The sequence below is a fragment of the Micromonospora sp. NPDC047738 genome (assembly GCF_040642675.1).
Taxonomy (GTDB): Bacteria; Actinomycetota; Actinomycetes; order Mycobacteriales; family Micromonosporaceae; genus Micromonospora.
Genome location: NZ_JBEYSO010000001.1, coordinates 681,998 through 703,542 on the forward strand (window position 1 = coordinate 681,998; position 21,545 = coordinate 703,542).

At 70.4% G+C, this 21,545-nt stretch carries 21 protein-coding genes; 10 read left to right on the forward strand and 11 right to left on the reverse strand.

From position 1 onward, the window contains the following. Window positions 1-7: 7 nt before the first annotated feature. The 5 genes from ABZ783_RS03190 to ABZ783_RS03210 all read right to left on the reverse strand — a co-directional run bounded on the left by ABZ783_RS03190 (window position 8) and on the right by ABZ783_RS03210 (window position 6,940). Window positions 8-427, reverse strand: coding sequence for a roadblock/LC7 domain-containing protein (locus tag ABZ783_RS03190; protein WP_357434221.1), 420 nt, complete (start codon window positions 425-427; stop codon window positions 8-10). A gap of 16 nt (window positions 428-443) precedes the next feature. Beyond that, complete coding sequence (locus tag ABZ783_RS03195; RefSeq protein ID WP_357434223.1) at window positions 444-2,879, reverse strand: nitrate- and nitrite sensing domain-containing protein; 2,436 nt, start codon at window positions 2,877-2,879, stop codon at window positions 444-446. Window positions 2,880-3,000: 121 nt separating this feature from the next. After that, the gene (locus ABZ783_RS03200; RefSeq protein WP_357434225.1) at window positions 3,001-4,656 is read right to left on the reverse strand and encodes a prenyltransferase/squalene oxidase repeat-containing protein; all 1,656 of its coding nucleotides are present in this window, start codon (window positions 4,654-4,656) and stop codon (window positions 3,001-3,003) included. Then, window positions 4,653-5,573, reverse strand: coding sequence for a terpene synthase family protein (locus ABZ783_RS03205; protein ID WP_357434227.1), 921 nt, complete (start codon window positions 5,571-5,573; stop codon window positions 4,653-4,655). The genes ABZ783_RS03200 and ABZ783_RS03205 overlap by 4 nt, the downstream gene beginning before the upstream one ends. Next, window positions 5,570-6,940, reverse strand: coding sequence for a cytochrome P450 (locus ABZ783_RS03210; RefSeq protein WP_357434229.1), 1,371 nt, complete (start codon window positions 6,938-6,940; stop codon window positions 5,570-5,572). Before ABZ783_RS03210 ends, ABZ783_RS03205 begins: the two co-directional genes overlap by 4 nt. 414 nt (window positions 6,941-7,354) lie before the next feature. Here ABZ783_RS03210 and ABZ783_RS03215 point away from each other — a divergent pair, with 414 nt between their 5' ends. After that, window positions 7,355-8,332 carry a helix-turn-helix domain-containing protein gene (locus ABZ783_RS03215; protein ID WP_357434232.1) on the forward strand — a complete coding sequence of 326 codons (978 nt, stop codon included), beginning with the start codon at window positions 7,355-7,357 and terminating at the stop codon, window positions 8,330-8,332. Between the two features lie 29 nt (window positions 8,333-8,361). Here the strand turns inward: ABZ783_RS03215 and ABZ783_RS03220 are convergent, their stop codons facing one another. After that, window positions 8,362-11,046 (reverse strand): AAA family ATPase, encoded by a 2,685-nt coding sequence (locus ABZ783_RS03220; protein ID WP_357434234.1) that lies wholly within the window; start codon window positions 11,044-11,046, stop codon window positions 8,362-8,364. Between the two features lie 98 nt (window positions 11,047-11,144). On the opposite strand from ABZ783_RS03220, the gene ABZ783_RS03225 reads away from it, so the two are divergent. Next, complete coding sequence (locus ABZ783_RS03225) at window positions 11,145-11,555, forward strand: hypothetical protein (protein ID WP_357434236.1); 411 nt, start codon at window positions 11,145-11,147, stop codon at window positions 11,553-11,555. Window positions 11,556-11,623: 68 nt separating this feature from the next. On the opposite strand, the gene ABZ783_RS03230 is transcribed toward ABZ783_RS03225, so the two are convergent. After that, complete coding sequence (locus ABZ783_RS03230) at window positions 11,624-12,664, reverse strand: hypothetical protein (RefSeq protein ID WP_357434238.1); 1,041 nt, start codon at window positions 12,662-12,664, stop codon at window positions 11,624-11,626. After that, window positions 12,664-13,161, reverse strand: coding sequence for a SigE family RNA polymerase sigma factor (locus ABZ783_RS03235; protein ID WP_357434240.1), 498 nt, complete (start codon window positions 13,159-13,161; stop codon window positions 12,664-12,666). The genes ABZ783_RS03230 and ABZ783_RS03235 overlap by 1 nt, the downstream gene beginning before the upstream one ends. A gap of 132 nt (window positions 13,162-13,293) precedes the next feature. Between ABZ783_RS03235 and ABZ783_RS03240 the strand changes: the two genes are divergently transcribed. Further along, window positions 13,294-14,127: a carbon-nitrogen hydrolase family protein gene (locus tag ABZ783_RS03240; RefSeq protein WP_357434242.1), complete on the forward strand. Its 834-nt coding sequence runs from the start codon at window positions 13,294-13,296 to the stop codon at window positions 14,125-14,127. 12 nt (window positions 14,128-14,139) lie between these two features. Here the strand turns inward: ABZ783_RS03240 and ABZ783_RS03245 are convergent, their stop codons facing one another. Then, entirely contained in the window at window positions 14,140-14,514 is a 375-nt protein-coding gene (locus tag ABZ783_RS03245; protein ID WP_357434244.1) for a hypothetical protein, read from the reverse strand. A gap of 262 nt (window positions 14,515-14,776) precedes the next feature. On the opposite strand from ABZ783_RS03245, the gene ABZ783_RS03250 reads away from it, so the two are divergent. The 3 genes from ABZ783_RS03250 to ABZ783_RS03260 all read left to right on the forward strand — a co-directional run bounded on the left by ABZ783_RS03250 (window position 14,777) and on the right by ABZ783_RS03260 (window position 16,326). Next, window positions 14,777-15,166 carry a hypothetical protein gene (locus ABZ783_RS03250; RefSeq protein WP_357434246.1) on the forward strand — a complete coding sequence of 130 codons (390 nt, stop codon included), beginning with the start codon at window positions 14,777-14,779 and terminating at the stop codon, window positions 15,164-15,166. Between the two features lie 605 nt (window positions 15,167-15,771). Beyond that, window positions 15,772-16,011, forward strand: coding sequence for a tetratricopeptide repeat protein (locus ABZ783_RS03255; protein WP_357434248.1), 240 nt, complete (start codon window positions 15,772-15,774; stop codon window positions 16,009-16,011). 123 nt (window positions 16,012-16,134) lie between these two features. Continuing rightward, entirely contained in the window at window positions 16,135-16,326 is a 192-nt protein-coding gene (locus ABZ783_RS03260; RefSeq protein WP_357434250.1) for a hypothetical protein, read from the forward strand. A gap of 111 nt (window positions 16,327-16,437) precedes the next feature. On the opposite strand, the gene ABZ783_RS03265 is transcribed toward ABZ783_RS03260, so the two are convergent. Beyond that, window positions 16,438-17,397 (reverse strand): EamA family transporter, encoded by a 960-nt coding sequence (locus ABZ783_RS03265; RefSeq protein ID WP_357434252.1) that lies wholly within the window; start codon window positions 17,395-17,397, stop codon window positions 16,438-16,440. 291 nt (window positions 17,398-17,688) lie between these two features. Between ABZ783_RS03265 and ABZ783_RS03270 the strand changes: the two genes are divergently transcribed. From ABZ783_RS03270 to ABZ783_RS03280, 3 genes are all read left to right on the forward strand, one after another. Beyond that, a complete protein-coding gene (locus tag ABZ783_RS03270) occupies window positions 17,689-18,099 on the forward strand; it encodes a VOC family protein (RefSeq protein ID WP_357434254.1) in 411 nt (136 codons plus the stop codon). Between the two features lie 143 nt (window positions 18,100-18,242). Beyond that, window positions 18,243-18,707, forward strand: coding sequence for a helix-turn-helix transcriptional regulator (locus ABZ783_RS03275; protein ID WP_357434256.1), 465 nt, complete (start codon window positions 18,243-18,245; stop codon window positions 18,705-18,707). Between the two features lie 5 nt (window positions 18,708-18,712). Next, complete coding sequence (locus ABZ783_RS03280) at window positions 18,713-19,339, forward strand: glyoxalase (protein ID WP_357434258.1); 627 nt, start codon at window positions 18,713-18,715, stop codon at window positions 19,337-19,339. 44 nt (window positions 19,340-19,383) lie between these two features. Here ABZ783_RS03280 and ABZ783_RS03285 read toward each other — a convergent pair whose 3' ends face one another. After that, on the reverse strand, window positions 19,384-20,238 hold the full coding sequence (locus ABZ783_RS03285; RefSeq protein WP_357434260.1) for a helix-turn-helix transcriptional regulator: 855 nt from the start codon (window positions 20,236-20,238) through the stop codon (window positions 19,384-19,386). 99 nt (window positions 20,239-20,337) lie between these two features. On the opposite strand from ABZ783_RS03285, the gene ABZ783_RS03290 reads away from it, so the two are divergent. Beyond that, a complete protein-coding gene (locus tag ABZ783_RS03290; RefSeq protein ID WP_357434262.1) occupies window positions 20,338-21,102 on the forward strand; it encodes an SDR family NAD(P)-dependent oxidoreductase in 765 nt (254 codons plus the stop codon). Window positions 21,103-21,545 lie beyond the last annotated feature (443 nt).

Genomic DNA, 21,545 nt, shown 5'->3' on the forward strand with positions numbered 1-21,545 from the left:
GGCGCCTCTACTTCCCGGACAGCTGGACGGTGGCTCGGGCGGGGGCGGCCAGGAACTTGCCGGCCCTCTGAACGATCATGGCCATCTCGTAGGCGACGAGACCGACGTCGGCGTCCTCGGCCGCGAGGACGGCCAGGCACGCGCCGTGACCGGCCGCCGTGACGAACAGGAACGATGACTGCATCTCGATGACGGTCTGCCGCACCGGTCCACCGCCGAAGCGACGTCCGGCACCCTTGGCGAGGCTCTGGATTCCAGAGGCGATCGCGGCCAGTTGCTCCGCGTCGTCCCGGCTGAGTCCGGCGGAGGACGCCATCAGCAGGCCGTCCACCGAGAGTACGACGGCATGCTGGGTCTGCTTGACACGTCCGACCAGGTCGTCGAGCAGCCAGGCCAGATCGGACCTCGAAGAGTTCTGATGCTGCACGTGCTGGATCCTCTTTCTACCGATCGGTCCCGGCCGCCGGTGAATCGTCGGCGGCTGGGGGCTGTTCGTCTTCGTCGCCGAGCAGGCGCGCGTCGTCGCGTCCACGGCGGGTGCCGCTCTGGTAGCGGCTCATCAGTTGGCGGATCTGTTCCGGCGACCTGCCCGGGTCCGCCTCGGCGGGCGCTTCGACGGCCGGTTCGGCGTCGGCCCGCAACTGCGGTGCGAGGCTCGCCTGCCGGACCCGCACCGGCAGTCCTTGCGGGGTCCGATCCGCGTCGGGCCGCGGACGCGGCACGAGCGGGGCGCCCGCGCTGCCCGGCTCGGCAACGGGCGCGGTGTCCGCGACGGGCGCGGCCTTTTCAACGGGCGTGGCGTCTTCAGCGGCCGGGCGCACCGGTGCCCGCATGCCGACGGCCGGCAGCTCCAGGGTGGGCTGGCGGGCCGGCGGGGCGTCGGTCAGCGCGACGGCTCCCCGTCGTTCCACGGTGGGCAGGCCGTCGTGGAGGGACGCGGTGGGCTCGCCGGCGGACGGGCCGCCGGCCTTGCCGGCTGCGGCGGTGAGGGCTTCGGCGCTGGTCACCAGCTCCATCGGGATGAGCACGACGGCGGTGGTGCCGCCGTACGGCGAGGTCTTGAGGTTGACGCTGAGGTCGTGCCGCTGGGCGAGGTGACTCACCACGAACAGGCCCAGCTGGTTGGCGTTGGCCAGGTTGAACTCGGTCGGGTTGGCGATGCGGTCGTTGGCCGCAGCGAGTTCCTCCTCGCTCATGCCCAGACCGCGGTCCTCGACCTCGATGACGAAGCCGCGCGCCACCAGCTGTCCCCGCACCTCCACCTCGGTGTTCGGCGGGGAGAAGGACAGCGCGTTCTCGACGAGCTCGGCGAGCAGGTGGATGACGTCACCGGCGGCTCGGCCGGTCAGGCCCACGGAGCCGAACGGCAGCACGTTCACCCGCGTGTAGTCCTCCACCTCCTGGGTCGCCGCGCGGGCCACGTCGATCATGGGCACGTCCCGGCGCCAGGCGCGGCCGGGCGCCGCGCCGGACAGGACGATGAGGTTCTCCGCGTTGCGCCGCATGCGGGTGGCGAGGTGGTCGACGCGGAACAGGTCCTCGAGCTCGTCGGCGTCGTGCTCGCGGCGCTCCATCGCGTCGAGCAGGGTCACCTGGCGGTGGACGAGGCCCTGCGTACGCCGGGCGAGGCTGAGGAAGACGTCGCGCACGTTGCGGCGCAGCTCCGCCTGCTCGACGGCCGTACGGATGGCCGTCTCCTGGACCCGGTTGAAGGCCTCGCCGACCTGCCCGATCTCGTCGGAGCCGAAGTCCAGCGGTGGTGCTTCGACGGCGACGTCCACCTGCTCACCGTGGCCGAGCCGTTCGACCACGCTGGGCAGTCGCTTGTCAGCGAGGTCGTGGGCGGCGTTCCGCAGCCGCTCCAGCTGGGCCACCAGGGCGCGAGCGGTCGTGATCGCGAGGATGATCGAGGCGATAACGGCGATCGTGCCGAGGCCGGCCGCGAGGAGCAGCCGGACGATGACCATGATGGCCACGCCCGTGGCGCCGCTGACGATCCCGTTGCCACCGGCGGTCACGACGCTTTGCAGCTCGCCCTGGGCGTCGTCTACCGCGCGGCGCCATTGGGCTGCGTCGACCGGAGCCTTGGAGCGCGTGTTGGCGCTCTGGACAACCTGGTCTTCGATTGACCGGAGGCGGCTGAACGCGTCGCCGGCGAGCAGCTGTTCGTATCGGGCGCGGTCGTCGGGTGACAGCTTGGTCGAGGTCTCGGCCCCGGCGAATCGCTGGGCGCCGACGAGCTGTGCAAACTGCGCGTATTCGGCGCCGGTGAGCCGACCGCTGGCGAGGATGCCGCTCATCAGGGCGTCCTCTTGTGAGATCAGTTCCGACATCCGGTTGAGCTGGATGAGCGCCGCAGCGTAGCCCGCGATTTCCTTGTCGTCAAGGCTCGCGGTGGCATGGTAAATGCTGAAGATCGAGTCGATTGCGTCGGCGAAAGAACGCCCTGCGCTGGTGCGGTCGATCGTCCTTGCGTTGACCGACTCGCGGGTTGCGGCGAGACCATCCAGGCTGGCGTAGGTGGCGTCGAGCCGTTGGCCCAGCTTGTCGCTGCCGGCAAGGTCGGTCTGCCAGCCCTGTGCGGACTCCTTGAAGCTCGCCGCGAGCTGCTCGGACTCTCGTCGTTGGGCCTCCAGGGCCGCTCGCGCCTGGCTGTCGTTCCCGGGTCCGCCCAGGTAGGCCAGCGTGAGTCGGCGTTCGTTCTGCAGTGCCTTCAGCAGCGGGGCGCTCGGCTCATAGACGGTGCCGTTCAGCGTGTTCACCCAGAGCAGGTTCAGGCCGTCCCGCAGGGTCACCCACGCCGCGAACGCCCACAGGGCGGTTAGCGACACGAGCATCGCGACCACTTTGGTGCGTACATTGGTACTGCGAGAACGCATTACACCGTCCCAGTCAGCCGTTGAAGCATCTGGCATACAGCTTGGTGAATTGAGGTACCTGGGTGCGTGCGAGCCGTCGGCGCGCGACAACGGGGCACGCTAGCAGTGCCCGAACAATCCCTCAAGCGTCCCTGATCACCGGCTTGCCGGCAGCCTGTCCGGGTTTGGACGCGATTGCACGGGCCTCCACTGTGGTCACCTCCGGGTGCTGCCGCGCGAGATGCAGTGCGGCGAGCACCGCGGCCCGGACGATCGCCATGGGGTGGTAGAGCTCTTTGCCATACCAGAGGGGAGGATCAGCGTTGCGGCCGGTTGCGTCGCGCAGGTACGCGTAGCCGCGCCGCACGGCCGTGCCAACTCCAGCAGCCTGCGGGCGGGTGCGCAGCAGCACCTGCAGCGCGTATGCGGTCTCCTCAACGGTGCCGCCCCATCGTCCCCACGAGCCGTCGGACCGTTGGGTGGCCAGGACCCAGTCGACGGCCTTCACCACCGACTCGACCGCCGTGGGCCCGCGGCCGAAGTCGTTGAGCGCCTGGGTGCAGCACGCGGTGGCGTAATACGGCGAGGCGTGCCATCGGTCGCGCCACTGTCCGTCGGGCTGCTGGAGTTCGCGCAGCAGGACCGTGAGCCGATCGATGGCCGTCACGTACCGTGGCGAAGGATTGCTGCCGTGCACGTACTGGCCAAAAGCGTCCAGGACGTGCGCGTTGGTGGTGACGGAAAAGCCGTCCTCACCCGGCCAGGTGCAGAAACCGTCCGCGGTTTCGTACGTCCACAGACCTCGGGGATCTGCCGGCTGGCCAAGCTTCCCGAGCGCATACAGCGCCACGGACGTGGTGTCCGCGTCAGCGGGAAGTCCTGGCCCGGTGGGGGTGCCGACTGGGCCCATCGCGGCGGCGAGGCTCGCCAGCACGCCTGGACGCACTGCGGGCCTTATTCCGGCACGTGCCAGTCCGCTCACCACCCACGCCTGTTCGAAGACGGTGATGGGAAGCGGGCACGGTACGGGTCCACCACCGGCTACGGTCGCCAGGTATGCCCAGGCGGGATCGTCGGGGGTGGCGGGGCCGCCGAACCAGGCAGCGGTCGCCGCCGGCGAGGCGCCGACCGTGCCGGGCGGCATCGGGTGGATGCCGGCGGCGCGGCGGGCAGCAGGGCCCAGGACCTCCAGGAAGTGCAGCAGCTTGCCGGGCAGCTCAGCACCGGCCGCCAAAGCCTGTCGGACCCGGGCGAGGCGGTTGTTGTCCATTCCCGCCGGCAGGCCCAGGCGCACGCCGTGCCAGCGTTCGAGGCCGGTGGCTGGCGCGTCCTCAAGTCGGTCGAGGTGCTGATTGATCTCCGCCACGAGCGAGGGCACGATGACGTCCGCTGCCGGTGTGTCCGGCACCATCAGATCCCCGCGTAGCCAATTGGTGAGCGCCTGGAGGCCGTGGCTGGCGGCGACGGCCAACCGTGCCTGCCCATGATCCCGTTGCGCTCCGGATCCGATCGCCCGGATGGTCGCGAGCAGCGCCTCGGTGGCGCTCAGCGTGGGTACCAGCGCATAACCCTCTGGCGGGCCCCACGCGCCATCCACCCGCTGGCTCTCGAGCAGGTACGCGATGCGCTCACCATGCCCGCCGAGCCACGGAGACAGCGCCACGAGCCGGGCGGTCTCGTAGACCGATGGAGCAACCTGACCCCACGGCTCCGCCTCCAGACTGGCGATCAGTTCACGTACGGCGAAGTCGAGGTCGTCCTCGGCGCGGGTGGGTGTGGGGATGCCCTGGCTGCTCACAGGCTGCCCCAGAAGTCTGAGACCTGGTAGAAGCCGCTGGTGAAGGCGATCTGGCGTTTCAGGTAGGTGGCCTGCCGGGGGCACGTTGTCGCAAGCGGCCGGATCAGGTCGTGGCAGCCCTCGATGAGCGTGGTGAGCCTGGTGGTCACCTCGGTGGAGTCGTTGACGAGCATGAGCGCGTTGAGGTCCCCCCATTGGAGGTCGCGGCGATACGTAGCGAGGTCGTTGACCAGCCGCAGTGCGCGCTGGACCGCGCGGCTGGCGACTCTGAGTTCGGCAATGTGGTCGAGGCAGTCCTGATCTCCGACGTAGGTCCAGTGCGCCAAGTTGACCAGCACACAGGCGAGATTGTCGGCGTTGCCGAGGTATTCATCGAGCGTCGGAGCAGCAGTGCTCGGCTCCGACGCGGCCTCAGGCGTGGTCTTCCAGGTCCATTCCTGCTCGACCGCCGCGAACATCCGCCCGAGTTCTTCCCGCCACATCGGCTGCGTGACCGCGAAGGCAGGCGCCGCCGCCAGATCGCCGCCGATCTCGGCCAACAGCCGGGCCAGTGGGTGCCTGCCGGGGGGAGGGCTGCCGTCAGCGACGGCGAGGCAGTCGGCGACGACCGCCCGCACGTCGTCGGCAGTCCTCGCCAGATAGTCGATCTGCCAGTCGGCCGCGAATACCCACAGCAGGGTCCGCGTCGTCACCCGCAGTTGCTCGGCCGGGTATTCGGGTGCGGTGACGGCGATCGACATCGCGATGCTGCTGACCAGGGCTGGGTCGAACGGCCGGCCGGTAAACAGATCCTGGTGGCGGGATACCACCTCGTGCAGGTCACGTTCGAGTCGGACGGCCAGCGCGCAGATCCTTCCGTGCTCTGCCACGGTGAGCAGGTCGGCTGCGGTGAGCGGTACGTGCGGGCCCGAAGTCACGAGACCGAGGCGCGTTCGCGCGGTAGCAGGGTGACCGTGTTCGGCCGGGGCCGCAGCGAGGCGCCGAGCCGCGGCTTGAGATCGGCCGGCTGCCCGAGCCGGAACCGGAACCGGCTCAGGAGCGTCGCCATGATGATGGGCGCCTCGAGCAGGAACAGGTACTGGCCGATGCACTGGTGCGGGCCACCCCCGAACGGGAAGTAGCTGTAGCGGTACTGCCGCTTCGGCCGGTCGGGAGCGAACCGCTCCGGGTCGAACTCGTCCGGGCGATCCCAGAACGCCTCCATCCGCTGCGTCGCGTACGGGCTCACCAGGATCGTCGCCCCGGCCTCGATCCGGACGCCGCCCAGGACCTGCTCCCCTACCGCCGTACGCGGGATGGTCCAGCCCGCGGGCCAGAGCCGCAGCATCTCGTCCAGGACCATCCGGGTGTAGCGCAGCTCCGGGATGTGCGTCCGCTGCACCGGCCCATGCCCGACTACCTCGTCGATCTCGGCGTAGAGCCGGGAGGCCACCTCGGGATGCGTCTCGAGGACCGGCCACAGCCAGGACAGGACGCCGATCGTGGTCTCGTTGGCCGTGGAGAACATGGCGACCACATCGCTGCGGATCTGCTCCTCGCTGGCCTGCGACCCGTCAGCCCGTGGACGGCACAGCGTCGCGATGATGTCGTCGCCGTCGCCCGGGGCTGCCCGCTCCTTCCGGATGATCGGCAGAACCAACGAGTCGATGCCTGCCACGGCGTTACGGAAGGCGCGGTCGCCTGGCAGGGGAATCCAGTAGGGCATCCCGGGAGCGATCAGGCGAGACACCATCGTCCGCGTGATCGTGTCCAGGTGCGCGTAGATCTGGAGCGCATCAGGCAACGGGATCTTCTTGCCGAAGAGCACCCGCGTGGTGGCCTGGCATACGACCCGCGACATCAGGGTGATGGCGTCGACGGCCTGGCCCGCTCGTGCGGGCTCGTCCAGAGCGTCGACCGCCTCGCGGATCGCCACCGCCATCCGGTCGATCAGCATCTCGGCGCGCTTGGCGGTGAACAACGGTTGCAGAGTGTCCCGGCTGGACTCCCACAACTCGCCCTCGGTGACGAGGATCGCGTCACCGACCACCCGCCGGACCCCCCGCCAGAGCATGCTCTCGGGGTCGCGGATGTAGTTGGTCCTGTCGCGCAGGATCTGCTGCAGGTGCTCTGGATGAGTGACCAGGTAAGGGCGGAAGGTGCCGAGGTTGAGCCGCACGACCTCGCCACCGGCCTGGTTGCCGAAGTGGACAAGCGCCCCCAACGGGTCCCGGACCAGGTGCGGCAGTGCGCGGCGCAGGGGAACGGGTCTGGCCTGGCCGGCGACGACCTGCGCCTCGGACATGAGCACCTCCACGATCTGTCGTACAACCGAGCCCATGGCGGCGGCCAGGTAGGTCTCGTGAAAGCAAGGCCCTTGATGATCATCGCACGCATCGCCCCGCAAGGCCAGATATGTCCACCGTCCTCACCGGACTTTCGGGCGATGGGGTGCGTCCATCAGGTTGACTGAGCGGTCAACCGGTGGGGTGGCATGTTGCCTGACCGGTCAACCCGTGCGGCCGCCTGGACGCATCCGCGCCGGAGCCGGTCACCCACGCTCCGCCAGCACCGTCACCGGACCCTTCGACCAGGCGCTCCCTTGCCGAATCGAGGCGCCGCAGCGGACATCACGTCGCCGTTACCACTCCTGTCACTGGGAGGCCCTCATATGTAACATCCCTCGACTGGGCCGACGGCAGGATGGAGGTGACCGGCGGTGCTCCCTACCGAGATTCTCGATACGTCCCTACTTCCACCAGCTGACCGCTTTGCCTGTTGGTATGAGATCGTCTCGCAGGAGGCCGCCCCGACCCACGTCAGATGCCCGCACATCGAGAACTTCACGGCCGTGGCCAAGCGGGTGGACCTGGGCAGTGTCCGGCTGGCGGAGCTGCACTACCCAACCCTGGAAACCATCCGATCGCCGCGCCTGGTGCGCAAATCGCAACCCGACACGTACCAGTTGGTGCTGATGACTACCGGGTCGAGCGTCGCCATCCAGGACCGCACAGAGTCGCCCCTGGAGCCGTCGTCGTTCACCCTGCTTGACAACAGCCGGCCGTTCACCGGCTCGCACTTCTCGGACGGGCCGGTGCTCGCGGGCTCCATCTCCCTTCTCATCTCGCGTCAGTCGTTGCCCCTGCATCCCGACCGGGTGCGCCGATTGCTCGCCACCTCGATCCCCTCCGATACAGGTATGGCGGCCCTGCTCGCTCAGTTCGTTCAGCGCCTGGTGACCTATCCCGAGCAGTTTGCCGCGAGTGATGCGCCGAGGCTCGGCATGATGGCGCTGGACCTCGCCGCCGGCGCCCTGGCGCAGCAGCTGGAGGTGCAAGGGACACTCCCGGTCGACGTCCGGGAACGTGCGCTGCGTGCGGAGATCCGGGCCTTCATCGAGAAGAACCTTGGCGACAGTGAACTCAACCCCAGCTCGGTCGCCGCAGCCCACCACATTTCGCTGCGCACCCTGCACCGCCTCTTCGAGCAGGAGGACCGCACCGTGGCGGGATTGATCCGCCAACGACGCCTGGACCGGTGCCAGCGAGACCTGATCAATCCGCGGTTGGGCCACCAAGCGATCCAGAGAATTGCCGCCCGCTGGGGGTTCGCCGACAAAGCGCACTTCAGTCGGCTCTTCAAGGCGTGTTACGGCATGTCGCCACAGGAGTACCGCGACCAGCACCGCCAGCCTTGACCTCCCCTTGGCGCTCCTGTGCCCGGTCGTCAGCCGTGCGTCGAGGAGGACCGGGCGATGGCGGCCAGTTGGGCTCGGGAGGTGACACCGAGTTTGGGGAACGCCTTGTAGAGGTGGTAGCCGACGGTGCGCGGGCTGAGGAAGAGCTGCGCGGCGATGTCGCGGTTGGAGGCACCACCGGCCGCCAGCCGTACGACCTGGCGTTCCTGGGGAGTGAGCACGCTGAGCGGATCGCCTGCCTTGCGCGGCGCCGCCGGCACGTCCCCGGTCGCACGCAGCTCGGCGCGAGCGCGGTCGGCCCACAGCTGCGAACCGAGTCGGTCGAAGATCTCCAGCGCGCCGCGCAACTGTGCGCGGGCGTCCGACCGCCGCCGCGCCCGGCGCAGCCACTCGCCGTAGGCGAGCCGCGTCCTCGCCAGCTCGTACGGCTGGGCGTCGTCATGGAGCTGCACGGCCCGCGTGAAATGCGCTTCGTGCTCCTCGACGAGCGCCCGGCAGCGCAGGGCGATCGCGTCCGCCGACGGCTGATGGACGTGCCGCGCCCAGGCCAGGTAGCGGGCGAGCGGCTCCGCTGCCTGCCCCGGCTGGCCGCTGCGGACAGCTGCCTCGACCTGGTCCGGGGCGGACAGAACGGCGATGCTGCTGACGGGGATGGCCTGGAACTGCTGGAGGGCGGCGTCCGGGCGGCCCAGGCCGAGGTCGAGCAGGCCCAGGGCCCACCGCCCGATGGCCGCCGCGAGCACCATGCCCTGCTGGTCAGCTCGCGCCACGCCCGCTTCGGCCTTCGCCCGGCACTCCTGCGGGTCGGCGAGGTGCGCGAGCACCCAGGCGAGCGAGCACGTGAGGTGGCTGACCCGGTGCTCGTGGCCCAGGTCCGTCGCCAGCCGCAACCCCGCGTTGAGGGTCGCGGTGGCCTCGCCGTACCGACCGAGCCACCCCTGCGCGAGCCCGTGGTCGAGGAGCGCGTTGGCGAGCCAGCCGATCATCCCGTTCCGCTGGCAGTCCGCCACGACTCCGCCGGTGATCTCCTCGCCGAGGGCGGCTCGGCCCAGCGCGAAACACAGCGACGCGGTGAAGGTCAGTCCGGGCACCCCCAGCCCGGCGCGGTCGTGTTCGTCCACCGCCTCACCCATGAGCGTGATCCCACCACCGATGTCACCGCCCATCAGCCGGGTCAGCCCGAGCGCACCGCTGACCAGCGGCGAATCGATCGCGGGGAGCGCGCGGAGGCTGGCAGCCGCCTCCTCCGCCAGCTCGGTGTCGCCGGCGAACCACGCACAGCGGATGGCCTCCACCAGCAGCCAGGTGGCCCGCTCGGTGGACCGGGCTGCCAGGCGTGGCACGCCGGCCATGATGATCCGGCCCGCCGCGAGCGGTGCGCCCAGCTCGAATTCGCGATGGGCGCGTACCTGGATCAGCGCAGCAATCATGTCCGGGTCGTCCACATCGGGTGTGGCGCGGTCGGCAAGGGCGGCGGCCCGATCCATCAGTCCGGCGTCACTCGCCGCCAGCGCGGCGGCGGCGAGTCGCCCGGATCGTCGTACCGGATCGGCGGTGAGTTCGGCGGCCCGCTCGTAGGCCGCGGCGATCGCGGCGTGGCCGCCGCGGGTGCGTGCCCGTTCCGCGGCTTCCGCCAACTCCCGGGCGATTTCCTCGTCGGGACCGAGCGCGGCGGCGGCCAGGTGCCACGCCCGCCGGTCGGCCGCGTCGACGGCCGGCGAGCGGGTGAGGGCGTCGGCAAGGGCACGGTGTATGGCGAGGCGGCGGGTGGCCGGCGTGCCCTGGTAGGCGGCAGTCCGGATCAGGGGGTGGCGGAAACCGACGACAGTCCCCTTGACCTCGATCAGCCGGCTCCGCTCGGCCGCGCCCAGCGCGTCGAGGGTGGCGCCCGCGGCTACCAGCGTCCCCAGCTCACCGGAGCCGTCCGCCGCCGCGATCAGCAGCGCGGTTCGCGCGGTCTCGGGCAGCGCGGCTATCTGTGCCTGGAACGCCTCCTGGACCCGATCGGCGACGGGCATCGCACCCACCGGTGAGAGTCGTCCCGCCCGCTGCTCGGCGCTGAGTGCGGCGGGCAGTTCGATGAGCGCCAGCGGGTTGCCGTCCGATTCGTCGATGAGGCGCTGTCGTACCTGCGGTGGGAGGTCGGCCGGGAGCAGGGCGGCGGCGGCTGCCCGGTCCAGCCCGCCGAGCCGGAGCTCGGGCAGCCCCACGGCGGGAAAGCCCGCGCGGGCGGCGAAGAGCATGACGACGCCTTCCGCCTCGAGGCGGCGGGCAGCGAACATCAGTGCGTCGATGGACGCCTGGTCGAACCACTGCGCGTCGTCGACGAGGCAGAGCAGCGCACCGTCCCCGGCCAGCTCGGTGAGCAGGCTCAGCGTAGCCAGCCCGACCAGGAACCGGCTCTCCGGAGCGGTGTCGCCCAGTCCCAGAGCGGCGTTGAGCGCGGTGGCCTGCGCGGCGGGCAGCGTGTGGATCCGGTCGAGCCCGGTGCGCAGGAGCAGGTGGAGTGCGGCGAACGGCAACATCGCCTCGGACTCGACACCGACTCCGCGCAACACCCGCATGCCCTCGGCCCGCCCGGCGGCGTGCTCTAGGAGCGCGGACTTGCCGATCCCCGCCGGGCCCCGGATGACCAGGCTTCCGCTCCGGCCGCTCCGGGCCGCCGCCAGGAGCCGCTCGATCGTCGCCTGCTCCCCCACTCGTCCGTGCAGCACGGTCAGGAAGCTACCGTCACGATGACTGATTCGGCGTGGCCTGGACCTCCGTAGCTTCGTGATCATCCGCACGGACGTACTACGAAGGGACCCCCGGGATGACCACCGTCGCCAGCACCGTCCACCCCGCCGCCGACACCAAGCTGCTCCGCTTCGCCCTCAAGCAGGACGCGCTGGGCTCGGGCGCCAACGGAGCCGTCTACGTCGTCGTCGCAGCGATCTTCGGGGAGCTGTTCGGCCTGCCCGCCGCCCTCCTCTACCCGATCGGTGTCTTCCTGGTCGCGTGGGCCGCCGCGCTGTTCTTCCTCGCCGCGCGGCCGACGGTGAGCCGGGCCGCGGTGGGTGTCGTGATGGCGGTCAACATCGTCTGGGTGGTCGCGAGCGTCGAACTGCTCGTCGCCGGTTGGTTCCCGTTGACCGGCCTCGGCACCGCATTGGTGATCGTCCAGGCGGTGGCGGTCGCCGGCTTCACCGTCCTGCAGTTCGCCGGCCTCCGCAAGGCCGGGTGAGCCCGAGCCCTCGGCGCCCGCCCTGGCAGTGGCGGGCGCCGAGGCACGTCGGCCGCGCTCACGACGATTCACCAGGTGCCGGGATCGGCGATCGCGGCGGCCGGCCGGTAGCCACCCAGGACGCTCAATCCATCCGGCTCCGTATAGCCGTGGCCCCACCCGTCGAGGAACAGTTCCACCTGGCAGGGCTTGACCCACATCTCCAGCACGTCGCTGCCCTGTCGGCGAACGCGGTAAGGCCCGGCCATCAGATCACCGGCCTCGGTGCCGACGGACACCGCCGGGCGTTGAGCTCGAACGGTGAGCCAGCGACCGGAGGAGTCACCCACCACCAGTGATCCTTCGGAGAAGGGATCCGAGCGGTCCAGGCTCAGCTGGACCGAACATTCCAGCAGGCGGGCACCGGCGGGCAGCGATTGCAGGCGGAACGGCACCGCGCAGCGGCGGGCGCCGTCGAAACGCACGCGGCCTGCCGCGCCAACCGCCTCGTCGCGGTCATCCGCGTGGATCTCGAGTCGAGCCCAGAGGCCGTCGACCGGTTGCCAGCGCACGAACCACAGACCCGGCCCGCCCGACGGTGCCGGATCCATCCAGGCGGTTCCCGGCCGCTCGCCGACGCGAACGTCCGCCGGTGGCCGGGGCCGGCCCGACGACGACAACGTCTGCCGGACACCGTCCAGCGTCGCCGCGCTGCCGGCCAGCACGAATCGTGCCGGGCCGGTCCCGCCCTGGAACTCGACCCTTTCGACGCCACGGCCCGTGGTCCAGGTGGCGTACCGAGCGCCGGAGACCAGGTTGTCGGCCGTGAAATGAACGACGGCAGGATCGGTGCCGACGAGGTCGGGCCGCTCGGCGGCGCCGGGCTGGTTCGGCGACGCCGGCAGCAGAAGCGCTGTCTGCCGGGCGGTCTGGCCGAGCGGCACCACCATGAAGGCGGCCGCCACCACTGCACAGGCTGCCGCCACGCACGAGGTGACCAGCCCCCGACGCCGTCGCCGCAGGTGGCGCCCGCGAAGAACGGCCTGTGCCACGATCGGCGCCGGGTCGACGTCGGCTCCCGCATGGGCGTCGAGCATCACGGCGAGGCGCTGGTCGAGGTCGGACGACATCAGAACACTCCCATCGGTTCGGCGGCGTCTCGGCCCAGCCGCTCGCGCAGCGCCGCCAGGGCGCGCTTCGCATGCGTACGGACCGTGCCGGTGGAGCAGCCCAGGAGCTCGGCGATCGTCCAGTCGTCGAGATCTTCGTAGTACCGCAGGACGATCACGGTGCGTTGTCGCGCGGGCAGGGCGCGGACAAGCTGCCACAGGGCGTCCCGCTCGGCGACCTCCGCGGTCTCGTCGCTCACACCCGGGCGCTCGGTCACCGCGGTGACCAGGACCTCCCGGCTGCTGCGCCGACGCCACCACGAGTGGTGGGCGTTGACGAGCATCCGGCGCACGTACAGGTCAGGTTGCTCCGTCCGGGAGATGCGCCCCCACCGGGCGTACGCCCTGGCGAGGGTGTCCTGAAGGAGGTCCTCGGCCCGGTGCTCGTCACCGGTGAGCAGGCGGGCGAGTCGCAGAAGCGCCGAAGCCCGGGCGAAGGCATACTCCTCGAACGTCACGCCCTATTGAACGCAGTGGGACTCCCGTTCCGTAGACAACGGTCCGGCACTTCGTACCCATCTCGCAGCGACAGACCATGCGCGTCTGGCGGCCGCGGACGGCGTCGGGCAGTGTCGAGCGCCGTGGATGCCATGACGATCGCCGCCGCTCAACCGTTGGTGACCTGCGATCCGGTCGAGAACGGAGCCGTGGTGCGTGCGCTCATGCGCGAGGCGCATGAGCGGGGAGCACGCCTGGTGCAGTTTCCCGAGGGAGCGCTCACCGGCTATGTCGGACAGGCGAAGCGGCACTTCGCCGGCTGGAACATCGACTGGGCGCCGGTCCGGGCGCAACTCGACGAGATCACTGCGCTCGCCGGCGAGCTCGATCTGTGGGTGGTGCTGGGCGGCAACCACCGCCTGACCGGTCCCCACCGGCCGCACAACAGCCTGTACGTGATCTCCAATCGGGGTGAGATCGTCGACCGGTACGACAAGCGGTACCTCTCCCACACGGAGGTGACCGGCTACTACTCGCCCGGCTTCGAGCCGGTGGTGGTCGACGTGTCCGGATTCCGTTTCGGCCTGGCCCTCTGCATCGAAATCAACTTTGCGGAGGTGTTCCTCGACTACCTGCACCGCGGCGTGGACTGCGTGCTGTTCTCGTCCTTCTCCCAGGACCCGGTGTTCGGCGTGATCGCCCAGGGCTACGCCGCCGCCAACTGCCAGTGGTTCAGCGTTTCGGTTCCCGCCCAGTGCAGCCCAGCGATGCCGAGTGGAGTGATCGGCCCACACGGCTCCTGGCTGGGTCAGGCCGCCGCCGACGGCCACTGTGGGCTGGTGTGCGTCGACCTCGACCGGCAGGCCTCGGAGCTGAAGATGGCTCTGCACGTCGCCCGGCCGTGGCGCGCCACCGCCCGTGCCGGCACGATCTACACACAACGCCGCGTGACGGATCCTCGCAGCAGCGATCGCACGGCGCCGTAATTGCTTGGACCGCTACACCCCGCCCCGTTGCATATCCCGGCCGGCGCAGGCGAGCCGGCGTGCGAGGTAGTCGCCGAGCGACGTGGCTTCCGGCACCTCGGGGTCGCCGGTCGGGCCGGCGGGGGCGTAGCGGGTGTGCCGCAGTTCCGCCACGAACTCGGACACGGGCGCCCCAGCGTGTAGGCCGGTGGTGATCGCGGTCGACAGGGCGTCGGTCAGGCCGGCCAGGGTGGAGCCGTGCTTGCCGACGTGCAGCTCGACGTGGGTGAGCCGGTCAGCTGCGACAGCGGTGACGAGGAGACCGGGGGTGCCGTCCAGAACGAACTCGGCCGTGGTGCCTGCCGTCCGGCGAGGTACCGGAATGCGAGTTCGCCCAAGGTCCGTCATCGTCGGATGCTCCTTCACGCTCGCGCCTCGCCCCGTGCCGTCGAGGACCTCGACACGGTAGGCAGCCGGACGGGCCGGCACCAGCGCGACACGCTACCCATTCGCACAGGTGAACGAAGACGAGCTCAGGAAGGCAGGCAGCACCGCGTAAGCCGGTGTTGTCCGTCCACGGGAGTGGCCAACGTCCGGGTGGAGGTGGCCAGTCCGTGCAGTGCCCGCTACGGGGTCGCGCGTCTCGCCTATCGGGTGATATGCACACTTCATGACCTGGTCCAAGGCGCGGTCAACCCACCCGTCGGCCTCAACCTCGCACGTCATCACCGGCACCGCTGTCATGCTGGCGTGGTTCGTGGCTGCCGTGGCCGCGACGGTTTATTGGGTGGCGCACCAGTCGAACAGGGCAGGCGCTTGCGACGGCTTCTGCGTGTCGGACCGGGTCGAGGCCTTCGTCGTGGCGTTCTTCGTCGGCATCCCAGTCGGCGTTGTCGGCCTGTTCGCCGGTGCGGTCCTCCTCGCGTTACTCGGACGGCGGATCCGTTCAGGGTGGCTCGTTGGCAGTCTCGCAGGCGTTGGTGGCCTGGTCACCGGCCTGGTCGTCGTGGTCGGCGGGCTGCAGGTCTGGACCCGGGTTACCGAGGCCGCCGGATGGTGACGGGTCGGGCGCGGAACGGCGAGCCGCGCGCATGCCCTCCACCATGCCGGCTGTAACGGCGGACGACGGATCGACGCTCACCTACCAGGGACGGCCGCAAAGCATGGCCAGACCCTTCGCCGGGCGGGATGTCGGCCCACACCTCCCCCGCAGTCCCGTCCGGCCTCCACAGTCCGACCCGTAACAGCGACCCCTGACGCTGCCGGAGGCCCCGTGATCGTCGAATCAACCACCCGCACACCGCCGCCCCGTTGGCCGGCCACCAACAGCCGGCAGGTGCCTGCCGCGCGGAATCAGCCAACGCAGCAGGTACCGGAGCCGCGCGACTGGTTGCCGTACGCGGCGTTGGCCGTCACGACCGTGATGATCGGATGCATCGCCACGGTCGTGGTCGTGCTGGCTCGCTAGCCGGCCCTGCCTCAGCTGAACCACGAACGCCCCCACCGCCTCGCGTGGGGGCGCTTCGTGTCCGCCCGGCTGTCAGCGGCGGTGTCGGCGGCTACCGGTAACGCGGCCGGTGTGCTGCGGTATCGGGTGCCAGTCGGGAGAGTGCGGGGAGGAACGCCGCACCGGCTGATCAAGCGTGAACAAGGAGCAGCCGCATCGTGCCACAGCCTGAAAACCGCGAAGACCTTGTCGCACGCGCGCGCGAACTGGTGCTGGCCGAGCGGTTCGAGCCCGCCATCGCACTGCTACGCGAGCATCTGGCGGCGCACCCGGACGATGGCGTTGCATGGCGCCGCCTCGCCGGAGCGCTGATCGGGTTCGGCGACGATGCCGCCGCGGTCGACGCGGCCCGTCGAGCAATCGAAGCCAATCCTGAGGAACACCGCCACCGGTGTTAACGTCTTCGGCGTGATGTCCGGGTGGACCCCGGCGCTGCGTCGGTCGCACGAGACCAGGGAGGACTGCGACGCGCACCGTCGCCGCCCCGAATCACCCCGATGATCGAGAGGGGGTGAGACTCTATGACCACCCCGATGCGAGCCGGCGATGTCGTCGCCGTAACCGTGACCAAGGTCCTGCCGTTCGGCGTGCTCGTCGAGACTCCGGCAGGCGTGCCCGGGCTCGTGCGCAGCGCCAAGGCCGAGGTCGGCACGGTCGTAAACGTTCGCGTCCGCGAGTTCGACGGCCAGCGGTTCGGCGCCAGTCTGGTGTGAGTGAGGTGGCCGGGTGCGGCTTGGAAAGCGCACCCGGCCACGACATTCCCCCGCTGAACAGTCGCCGCCCGTCACGACGAAGCCACAGGACCAGACTGCCCGAGCGGCGGCTTATCGCCTTCGGCTACCAGCACCAGCGGGGACGGTCAGGAGGACCAGGCCCAGGGCGAGGACGACCATCCCGGACCACGATGCGGCCGGCAGGCGTTCATCGAGGACGGCGACACCCAGGACCGCTGCCACGGCAGGCTCGGCCAGGGTCAGCGACGTGGCCACCGACGCGGGGGTACGGCGCAGTCCGTGCCCGAAGAGCCGGTAGGCCAGGTAGACGGTGAACAGGGCAAGGTACAGCGCCACCGCCGCGCCGCGGGTGGTGGCGAGCCAGTGCGGGTTGGTGAACAGCACGAGCGGCAGGACGAGCAGCCCGGCGGCGCCGAACAGCACGCCCATCACCGCGTCGGAAGGGTGTTCGCGGGTGATCAGTTTCCCGCCGATCAGCGAGTAGGCGGCGTACGACAGACCGGCGCACCCGGCGAGTGCGACGCCCGTCAGGTCCATGGGCGCGGCATGTCCGGTGAGCCCGGGGCCGAGCACCAGAAGGGTGCAACCCAGCACGGCGGCCGCGGTGGCGCCGCTCCAGCGTGCGGTCGGCCGGGCCTGCGAGGTGATCCAGGACAGCAGGCCCGCGAAGACCGGCGCGCTGCCCAGGGCAACCACGGTGGCCACCGCCACGCCGGTCCGGGCCACGGCGGGGTAGAAGGTGACCGGATACCCGGCCACCGCCAGCGCACCCAGCACGAGCAGCCACCGTTCGGGGCGGGTGCAACCGGCGGGCAGCGAGCGAGCGCGGCGTGAGGTGAGAAACAGCAGGGTGCCGCCAAGGGTGAGACCGGCGCCGCCGATCGCCGCCGCCGACGCACCGGCGGGTGCCAGGGAGCTGGCGGTCCCGGTCGTACCCCAGAGAACGGCTGCGGTGAGGATGGGCGCGGGGCCGCCCAGGAAACCGGTGTGGGAGGGGCGTTGGCCGGCAGCCGGGTAGGTGGGAGCTTGAGGTGAAATGCGGTTCGGCACAGTCGTGGTCTTCCGTCGTCGAATGCGTCTGGGACTCGATCCGAAACGGGCGCACCACAGGAACCTGAACCGCCGCGGTCGACGGGGTCAGGGGTTCACACCATCAGTGTCTGCGCCCGATCAGGCGCAGAGCGGCGGCAGAACGACGTGCCAGTAGGAGTTCACCTCGCGATGGTAGCTGCCTGGGACCGGTGGCTGAGGAAAGGCCATGTCCCGGCTGGTGATGAAGTGGCCAAGATCGATCAGGAATCAAGAAGTGCAGGCCACGGAGCCGCACCTAGCATGATCGTCATGGACATCACCATTCACACGAGCTTCCTTCCGCATGTCGACCCGGACGCCTCCGTGGCCTTCTACCGGGACGTCCTCGGCTTCGAGGTCCGCACCGACGTCGGCCAGGGCAAGATGCGTTGGATCACCGTCGGCCCCGTCAACCAGCCCGACACGTCCATCCTCCTGGCGCCGGCGGCCGCCGACCCTGGGATCACCGAGGACGAACGCCGCACCATCGCCGAAATGATGGCCAAGGGCACCTATGGCTGGATCCTGCTGGCCACCCGGGACCTCGACGGCACCTTCGAGAAGGTGCAGGCCGGCGACGCCGAGGTCGTCCAGGAGCCGACCGAGCAGCCGTACGGCATCCGCGACTGCGCCTTCCGCGATCCCGCCGGCAACCTGGTCCGCATCCAGGAGCTTCGCTGAACCGACCGGTTACGCGGCCGTGCTGGCCGGCGCCACGACCACCTGCGGGAACGGGGCGGTCGGCCCTTCCCGGCCGCCGCCCTCGCCCACACTCCTCGGCGGGCCGCTCCATGCTCGCGGGCATCGATGGAAGGAGCTCTCTCATGTGTCACCCCTCGTGGGGGCGGGCGCTCACCGCGGCGCACCGCCTCACCGACCTCGCTCGACTGCGCCGCGTCCGCGACCGGATCGACCGGGAGTACGCGCAGCCGCTGAACGTCGAGGCGCTCGCCCGCGGCGTGAACATGTCGGCCGGGCATCTCAGCCGCCAGTTCCGGCTGGCCTACGGCGAGTCGCCGTACGCGTACCTGATGACGCGGCGCATCGAGCGGGCGGCGGCGCTGTTGCGGCGTGGGGACCTCAACGTCACTGAGGTCTGCTTCGCGGTCGGGTGCTCCTCGCTGGGCACCTTCAGCACTCGCTTCACCGAGCTGGTCGGCATGTCGCCCAGCGCCTACCGGCGCGGCGCAACCAGCGCTGCGGCGGGGATGCCGTCGTGTGTGGCGAAGCAGGTGACCAGACCGGTCAGGAATCAAGAAGCCCTGGTCGCCGAGCCGCAACTAGCGTGATTGTCATGACATCCATCGAATCCGTCACCCTCGACGTGGCCGACCCCGCGGCCGCCAGCCGCTTCTACACCGCCGCCTTCGGCCTGGACACGCAGATCCGCCTGCGGGCCTCGGAGGCACCGACGACCGGTTTCCGTGGGTTCACGCTGGCGCTCACGTTGTCCCAGCCGGCCACCGTCAACGGCTTCATCGGCGCCGCCTTGGACGCCGGCGCCACGACGCTGAAGCCGGCCGCGAAGTCGCTCTGGGGCTACGGCGGTGTCGTGCAGGCCCCGGACGGGACGATCTGGAAGGTCGCGACATCGGCGAAGAAGGACACCGGCCCAGCGACCCGGCAGATCGACGAGTTGGTGCTCCTGCTCGGTGTCGCGGACGTGGCAGCGAGCAAGCGGTTCTACGTCGAGCGTGGCCTGGCCGTGGCGAAGAGCTTCGGCCGCATGTACGTCGAGTTCGCTGCTGGGTCGAGCCCGGTGAAGCTGGCGCTGTACCGGCGCCGCGCGCTTGCCAAGGACGTCGGCGTCGCTCCCGAGGGCACCGGATCGCACCGGCTCATGATCGGCGGCGATGTCGGGGCTTTCACCGACCCGGACGGGTTTGCCTGGGAGGCCGCCTCGCTGGCACCCACGCCCTGATTCAGCGGGGCTCGCGGCCTTGCCGGGCGAGCCCGTTTGCCGCGCTAGATCGGCGTCGGGTCGGCAGGGAACTGCTCATGTCCCAGCACGGCGAGCAGTTGCAGCTTCTCGTAGCCCTCGCTGCGCGGTGGCGCGGTGAGCACGAGCAGCGCCTGGGACTGGTCCTCGGTGATCAGCGCCTGGCAGTCCAGTTCGATCGCACCGAGCTGGGGATGGATGAGCGTCTTGTGGTCCTCGAAGCGCTTGGCCACCTCATGTCGTTCCCACAGCTCGGCAAACTCCGCGCTCGCCTTCTGCAGGGCCCGCACGATCTCGCCGGCCCGTGACTGCGGGCCCATCGACCCGTACGCGGCGCGCAGGTTGGCGGCCTGGGCGCGGCTGTGCCGGTCGCGGTCCTCCTCGGGGTAGCGCAGCCGCTCCGCGGGCTCGGTGAACCAACGGTAGATCTCGCTGCGGGCGAGGCCGGTGTAGCCCGATCTGTCGCCGAACAGGGCTTCGGCCATCCGGTTCTGCACGAGGGTCTCGCCGAGGTTGGACAGGATGAGTGCCGGGGTGTCGTCGAGCCGGTCCAGCACGCGCAGCAGCGCCGGGGCGACGTGCGTCGCCGCGGACACCGAGGCCGGGGCGTTCTGCCCCGCCACCCGGAAGAGGTAGTCGCGTTCGTCGCCGGTCAGCCGCAGCGCCCGGGCGAGCGACGCCAGCATCTGCGGGCTCGGCTGCGGGCCGCGCTGCTGTTCGAGGCGGGTGTAGTAGTCGGTCGACATGGCGGCGAGGGCAGCGACCTCCTCACGCCGCAGGCCGGGTGCGCGCCGGCGGGCGCCGGCAGCCAGCCCGACGTCCCCGGGCTGCAGTGCCTCTCGGCGGCGGCGCAGGAAGTCGGCCAGGGCTGCACGGTCCATGATCCCAGTATCCGCAGGCGGCGGGAGCCAACCAGGGATTGCCGATCCCCCGATGACCGGTCTCTTAATCCGCCTTCGAGGAACGGCGAGGCTCGGGGCATGAACATCTCCGGAAACACGATCTTCATCCCGGGCGCCACGAGCGGTATCGGCCTGGCCCTCGCCGTCGAGTTGCAGGCCAGGGGTAACACGGTCATCGTCGGCGGCCGGCGTACCGACCTGCTCGACAAGATCGCCGCGGAACACCCGGGCATCGACACCGTACGGATCGACACGACGGACCCGGCGAGCATCGGCGCCGCCGCGAAGGAGGTGCTGGCGAAGCACCCGGACCTCAACGTCCTCGTCCCGATGGCCGGCATCATGCGCGTCGAGGACTGGCACCAGCCCGAATCGTTCCTCGCCTCGGCCGAGGCGGTGGTGACGACCAACGTGCTCGGCCCGATCCGGCTCATCGCCGCGTTTATCGAGCACCTGCGGGCGCAGCCGGACGCCACCATCGTCACCGTCTCCTCGGGCCTGGCGTTCGCGCCGCTGAAGGTCACCCCGAGCTACAACGCGTCGAAGGCCGCGATCCACATGCTCAGCGAGTCGATCCGGCTGCAGCTCGCCGACACGACCGTGAAGGTGGTGGAGCTCGAACCGCCGGCCGTCCGTACCTCGTTGCTGCCCGGGCAGGAGGACAGCGAGTTCGCGATGCCGCTGGACGAGTTCGTGGCGGAGGTCGTCGCGCTGCTGGAGTCGCAGCCCGACGCCAGGGAGATCCAGGTCGAGCGCGTGAAGTTCCTCCGGTACGGCGAAGCGCGCGGCGACTACGACCAGGTCGTCGCGACGCTCAACACGGCCGACCCGCACGGAAAGTAGCCCCGGACTCCCTGGCGGCGCGGGTTCGACGCCGCGTCGCCGGCCCTGGGCAGGCGAAAGGCCGGCCGGGCGACACCACCTCGACCGTCGCCATCGAAGCGCCACCGGCTGGTCATACCGGCTTCGGCCTGAGATCATCGACGGCTTCACGAGCGGCGCTTAGGGTCATTTGCGCCCCCTACCGGGCGAACTGTGCGCCGTTCTCGAACCGGAGGAAACGCCTCATCGGCACTGGCCTTTCCACCGTCTGATCCGGGAGGACCCGTTGAGACTGAGCATTCATCGCCGTACCCTGCTCGGCACCGCGCTCGCCGCCGCGCTGGCACCGCTGTCGCTGGTCGCGACGGCCGGCGCGTGACCATCCGGACTGTGTTCGTGTCGCCCACGGTCGCCGCGCACGCCGAGCGGATCGGCGAGCGGACCGGCCGGGACGATGTCGCCGT